The sequence below is a fragment of the Mesorhizobium sp. M7A.F.Ca.ET.027.03.2.1 genome, assembly GCF_003999175.1.
Taxonomy (GTDB): domain Bacteria; phylum Pseudomonadota; class Alphaproteobacteria; order Rhizobiales; family Rhizobiaceae; genus Mesorhizobium.
Genome location: NZ_RZOM01000345.1, coordinates 1 through 5,520, shown reverse-complemented (window position 1 = coordinate 5,520; position 5,520 = coordinate 1). Strand labels below are relative to the sequence as shown.

Below are 5,520 nucleotides of genomic sequence, written 5' to 3'. Positions count from 1 at the left end.
CCGCATAGTCTCCTACGCATGCAAGGTAGGCAAGTTACCACCAGTTGCAAGGGCGATGGATGGCTCGCATGCTTGACAATGCTTCCAACCGGAGGATGCGATGCCGCGCGCAGCTTTGACGGCTGCGCGCGGCATCGCATCCTCCGGTTGGAAGCATTGTCAAGCATGCGAGCCATCCATCGCCCTTGCAACTGGTGGTAACTTGCCTACCTTGCATGCGTAGGAGACTATGCGGATGTCGAATGTCGAGAAGGTCAGCGTTGCCCTCACCCCTGAAATGGCAACCATGATGCGCGAGGTCGTCGCGGCGGGCGAATACGCCTCGGCAAGCGAAGTCATGCGTGAGGCGTTGCGCGAGTGGAAGTTTCGCCGCACTCAACGCGCACAGGCTGTCGACGAGTTGGGCCGGCTTTGGGACGAAGGCATTGCAAGCGGCAACGCTGTCGACGGCCGCGAAGCCTTCGCCCGGATCAAAAGCAAGCTCGATGCGAGGATCGCCGAGCGCGAGTTGCGATGACGCTGCGCTTACGGCCCGAAGCCGAAGCGGACATTGAGGCCATCGCGCTCTATACCGCCGAGGATAGTCCCGCTGCGGCGTTGCGTTGGTACGACGAAATCCATGGCCAGTGCCAGCGCATCGCCGACATGCCGGGTGTTGCTCGACCGGAAGTGCGAGCGGGCTTGCGCACCTTCCCCTTGGGAAACTACCTGGTCCTCAATCGCCAGATCGAGGACGGCGCGGAGATCGTGCGCGTTATCCATGGCGCACGGCAGTGGCAAGAATTGCTTTAGTCAGCCGATTCGAACGTTCCTGGGCTCGACGCATTGGCAAGGCTTGGAAGAGTTCGCCGGAAATCGTTCGTAAAAATCGATCATTCTAACGAGAATAATTCGTTGGAAAGATCGGTTCGGGAATGACATTCTCCCAGCACACCCGCTTGGAGCATTGCATTGTCTTCCGTTTCCCACTTCGCGAACGATATTCCGAAAAGGACGTTTCCTGCCGACCTGACACAACGGCGAAAATCCCTTAATTGGAATGGCATCGTACCCGGCGTCGTGCTCGTCGCGATGATCACTGCCGTCGCCTTCTCGGCCCGCAACGTCTCCGGCTTCGCCTTGTTCAGCCCGATGATCCTGGCCGTCGTTGCCGGCATGATCTACTCCAACGTGCTGGGCACACCGGTGCACGCCAAAGCCGGGATCGCATTCTCGCAAAAGCGCCTGCTGCGCTTCGCCATCGTTCTGCTCGGCTTCCAGCTGACGCTGGGCCAGATCGTCTCGATCGGCGCCGGCGGCGTCGGCATGGTCGCGGCGACGCTTGGCGCCACCTTCGTTTTCACCACCACGCTCGGTCGGCTGATCGGCGTCGACGCCAAGCTGGCGCAGCTGATCGCCGCCGGCACCTCGATCTGCGGCGCCTCGGCCATCGTCGCCACCAACATCGTCACCGATGCGCGCGACGAGGACGTCACCTACGCCGTCGCCTCGATCACCTTGTTCGGCACCGTCGCCATGCTCGGCTTCCCGCTCATGGCGCCCCTGCTCGGCCTCGACCAGCACGCTTTCGGCCTGTGGGCCGGCGCCTCGATCCATGAAGTGGCGCAAGTCATCGGCGCTGGCTTCCAGAACGGCACCCAGTCCGGCGAGATCGCTACCGTCGCCAAGCTGACCCGCGTCGCCATGCTGGCGCCGATGGTCGTCGCGCTCGGCCTGATGGCGCGCCGCAGGAGCAGCAGTGAGGTAGCGGCGCGGCCGCCCATGCCGTGGTTCGTCGCCGCCTTTGTCGCCATCGTGGCGCTGAACAGCCTCGTCACGGTGCCAGCCGAGGTGAAGTCGGCAATGGCGCTCGCCACCACCATCATGCTGACCATGGGGCTGGCCGCCATGGGCCTGCAGGCCGACATCTCGCAGCTGCGCTCGCGCGGCCTGCGCCCGCTGGCGCTCGCCTTCTCGGCCTTCCTGTTCATCGGCTGCTTCAGCCTGATGCTGGTGAAATTCACCTAGTCTAAACCGGGCCTCAGTCCTCGAACGAACTCGACGCGGCATAGATCGCCGCCAGCGTCTCGATGCCGGCCTGGTCGGCCTTGTCGAAGCGGCCGGGCAGCGGGCTGTCGAGATCGAGCACGCCGAAAACGCCTTCATCGTCCTCGAGCAGCACCACCAGTTCCGAGCGCGAGTCGGCATCGCAGGCGATGTGGCCGGGAAAATCATGCACGTCCTTGATCAGCATAGAGGTGCCGAGTTCGACCGCCGTTCCGCACACGCCCTTGCCGACGGCGATGCGCACGCAGGCCGGCTTGCCCTGGAACGGCCCGAGCACCATTTCCTCGTCCGATTGCAGGAAATAGAACCCGGCCCAGTTGAGGTCCGGCACCATCTGGAAGATGAGTGCTGCGGTGTTGGCGGCGTTGGCGATCGAATCGCGCTCGCCGTCGAGCAGCGCCTTAAGCTGAGTGGCGAGGTCGCGGTAGAACGCGGCCTTGTCTGAGATGTCGATGGCCTTGGCCGCAAACATGAACGTGTCTCCGTATAGGGGGTGGCGGTTCGTCCGATCGCTTGCCAAAGTCCGGCGAGCTCCGCAACCAGACGGCCGCCTGGACAGTCTAGCGTGGATTGCGTCCCCTCCGAAAGCCGCAAGATCAGGATTGCCTCCCGGCGCTGAGCCGGTCGGCAAGGCAGCTATGCGTAAACTTTGCGATGGATCATCTTGAGAACCATGACGGCCCCGATCGGGGGCCGCCATTCACATCCCAAACAGGTCGAACAAGTCCTGGGTTTTAGTAGCCGCCCATGCCGCCACCGCCGCCACCCGCAGGCGCGGCATCCTTGGCCGGGATGTCGGTGATCATCGCTTCGGCGGTGATCAGGAGGGCTGCGATCGAACCGGCATCCTGCAGTGCGGTGCGCACCACTTTCGCCGGATCCACGATGCCTGCCTTGATCATGTCGACATAGACCTCGTTCTGGGCGTCAAAACCCTGATTGTGGTCCTTGCTGTCGGTGAGCTTGCCGACGACGATGGAGCCCTCGACGCCGGAATTCTCGGCGATCTGGCGGATCGGCGCTTCAAGCGCTCGCAGCACGATCGTGATACCGGCCGTGACATCGGCATTGGCGCCGGTCAGGCCGCCAAGCACCGAGCGGGCACGCAGCAGAGCCACGCCGCCGCCGGGCACGATGCCTTCCTCGACCGCCGCGCGGGTGGCGTTCAGCGCATCGTCGATGCGGTCCTTCTTTTCCTTGACTTCCGACTCGGTGACGCCGCCGACGCGGATGACGGCTACGCCGCCGGAGAGCTTGGCCAGCCGCTCCTGCAGCTTTTCCTTGTCGTAGTCGGAGGTCGTCTCCTCGATCTGGCCCTTGATCTGGGCGACGCGCGCCTGGATGGTCGCCTTGGTGCCGGCCCCGTCGATGATCGTGGTGGTGTCCTTCTCGATCAGCACACGCTTGGCGCGGCCGAGCATCTCGATGGTGACGTTTTCGAGCTTGATGCCGAGGTCTTCCGAGATCATCTGGCCTGATGTCAGCACGGCGATGTCTTCCAGCATTGCCTTGCGGCGATCGCCGAAGCCCGGCGCCTTGACGGCCGCGACCTTGAGGCCGCCGCGCAGCTTGTTGACGACCAGCGTCGCCAGAGCCTCGCCCTCGACGTCCTCGGAGATGATCAGCAGCGGCCTGCCGCTCTGCACCACCGCTTCGAGGATCGGCAGCATCGCCTGCAGATTGCCGAGCTTCTTCTCGTGGATGAGGATGTAGGGCTCTTCCAACTCGACGCGCATCTTGTCGGCATTGGTGACGAAATAGGGCGAGAGATAGCCGCGGTCGAACTGCATGCCTTCGACGACGTCGAGTTCGGTCTCGGCGGTCTTGGCTTCCTCGACGGTGATGACGCCGTCATTGCCGACCTTGTCCATCGCCTTGGCGATCATCTCGCCGACGCTGGCATCGCCATTGGCGGCGATGGTGCCGACCTGTGCGATCTCGGCCGACGACTTGACCTTCTTGGCGCGCGCCTGGATTTCCTTGACCACGGCGGAAACCGCCTGGTCGATGCCGCGTTTCAAATCCATGGGGTTCATGCCGGCGGCGACCAGCTTGGCGCCTTCGCGCAGGATCGAGGCGGCCAGCACCGTGGCGGTGGTGGTGCCGTCACCGGCGAGGTCGTTGGTCTTCGAGGCCACTTCGCGCACCATCTGGGCGCCCATGTTCTCGAACTTGTCGGCAAGCTCGATTTCCTTGGCGACGGTGACGCCGTCCTTGGTAATGCGCGGCGCGCCATAGGCCTTGTCGATGATGACGTTGCGGCCCTTGGGGCCGAGCGTGACCTTCACCGCATTGGTGAGGATCTCGACGCCGCGCAGCATGCGGTCGCGCGCGTCGGTGGAGAATTTGATTTCCTTGGCAGACATGATTTTTATCCAGTTCGTTCGGAGAAAATGAGGTCAGGCAGCTTTCTTGGCGGCCACGGTCTTGTCGGTTGCGGCCGTCTCGCTCTTGTCGATAACGCCCATGATGTCGGCTTCCTTCATGATCAGAAGGTCCGCGCCGTCGATCTTGACCTCGGTGCCCGACCATTTGCCGAACAGGATGAAGTCGCCGGCCTTGACGTCGAGCGGAACAAGCGTGCCGTTTTCGTCGCGTGCGCCAGGGCCGACGGCGATGACTTCGCCCTCCTGCGGCTTTTCCTTGGCAGTGTCGGGGATGATGATCCCGCCCTTGGATTTGATATCGCCTTCGGCGCGACGAATGACGACGCGGTCGTGGAGTGGCCGAAATTTCATGGGAACTTTCTTTCTGGGGCCGGCACAGGCGGCCACGCCCCTCCTCTATAGACGCGTTGGCACTCGATAGATAGGAGTGCCAAAAATTATTCGCGGGCCAAATTAAATATTCAAAAGTATTATTTCAGCTGGCCGTTTCGTGATATCCGCAGAATGTCAAATAATTCAAAAGATTGAATTTTGCCGATCGAGTGCCTATTTATCGGACAAGTTCACTTTCACGATTTCAGGCACAAGGGAGATTTCTTCGATGGCCGAAGGCAATCAGACGATCATGGAAAAAGCTGAAGCCCGCTTTGTCGACAAGCAGAAGAAGACAGCGGAGAAAAACAAGGCGACCGCCGAATATATGTCCGAGGCAAGAGCCAGGGAGATCAAGACGGCAAGGCTGAGGGAGCTTCGGCTGGCCAAGGAAGAGGCCGATCGTGTCGCCGAGGCCCTCAATCCTACGCCGAAGAAGAAGCGGGCGACCAAGAAAGCCACGGAGGCCAAGACATGAGCCTCACCTTCCCCAACCCCAGCCGCAGCTATGACGAAGCGGGCCAGCGCATTCGTTTCGTCGGCCATGACGGCATGTTCCAGATCTCATTTTCCGTCGCTGCCGACGCCATGGCCAAGATGCGGCCGGGCACTGCTGCCGATGAAGCCGGTTATCTCCAGACATTCGACACCGAGAGCAGCGCCATCCGCGAGGTGGCGTCGAAGGCCTACGACCGCACCCGCAAGAGCATGTATG

The 5,520-nt window shown here is 62.1% G+C and carries 8 protein-coding genes; 5 read left to right on the top strand and 3 right to left on the bottom strand.

Annotated features, from left to right (window positions below):
• The first annotated feature begins 235 nt into the window (after positions 1–235).
• The 3 genes from EN750_RS16600 to EN750_RS16590 all read left to right on the top strand — a co-directional run bounded on the left by EN750_RS16600 (position 236) and on the right by EN750_RS16590 (position 2,007).
• Positions 236–517, top strand: coding sequence for a type II toxin-antitoxin system ParD family antitoxin (locus tag EN750_RS16600; protein WP_127397054.1), 282 nt, complete (start codon positions 236–238; stop codon positions 515–517).
• Positions 514–792: a type II toxin-antitoxin system RelE/ParE family toxin gene (locus EN750_RS16595; RefSeq protein ID WP_127397053.1), complete on the top strand. Its 279-nt coding sequence runs from the start codon at positions 514–516 to the stop codon at positions 790–792. Before EN750_RS16600 ends, EN750_RS16595 begins: the two co-directional genes overlap by 4 nt.
• 159 nt (positions 793–951) lie before the next feature.
• Entirely contained in the window at positions 952–2,007 is a 1,056-nt protein-coding gene (locus EN750_RS16590) for a YeiH family protein (RefSeq protein WP_127397052.1), read from the top strand.
• A 13-nt stretch (positions 2,008–2,020) separates the two neighbouring features.
• On the opposite strand, the gene EN750_RS16585 is transcribed toward EN750_RS16590, so the two are convergent.
• The 3 genes from EN750_RS16585 to EN750_RS16575 form a co-directional block, all read right to left on the bottom strand.
• Complete coding sequence (locus tag EN750_RS16585; protein WP_127397051.1) at positions 2,021–2,518, bottom strand: GAF domain-containing protein; 498 nt, start codon at positions 2,516–2,518, stop codon at positions 2,021–2,023.
• Positions 2,519–2,780: 262 nt separating this feature from the next.
• Entirely contained in the window at positions 2,781–4,412 is a 1,632-nt protein-coding gene (gene groL / locus EN750_RS16580; protein WP_127255944.1) for a chaperonin GroEL, read from the bottom strand.
• Positions 4,413–4,445: 33 nt separating this feature from the next.
• A complete protein-coding gene (locus EN750_RS16575; RefSeq protein WP_127397050.1) occupies positions 4,446–4,784 on the bottom strand; it encodes a co-chaperone GroES in 339 nt (112 codons plus the stop codon).
• A gap of 250 nt (positions 4,785–5,034) precedes the next feature.
• Between EN750_RS16575 and EN750_RS16570 the strand changes: the two genes are divergently transcribed.
• The gene (locus EN750_RS16570; RefSeq protein ID WP_127269690.1) at positions 5,035–5,283 is read left to right on the top strand and encodes a hypothetical protein; all 249 of its coding nucleotides are present in this window, start codon (positions 5,035–5,037) and stop codon (positions 5,281–5,283) included.
• Positions 5,280–5,520: DUF1488 domain-containing protein (locus tag EN750_RS16565; RefSeq protein ID WP_145967709.1), on the top strand; the 241-nt coding region annotated here is incomplete at its 3' end. The genes EN750_RS16570 and EN750_RS16565, both read left to right, overlap by 4 nt.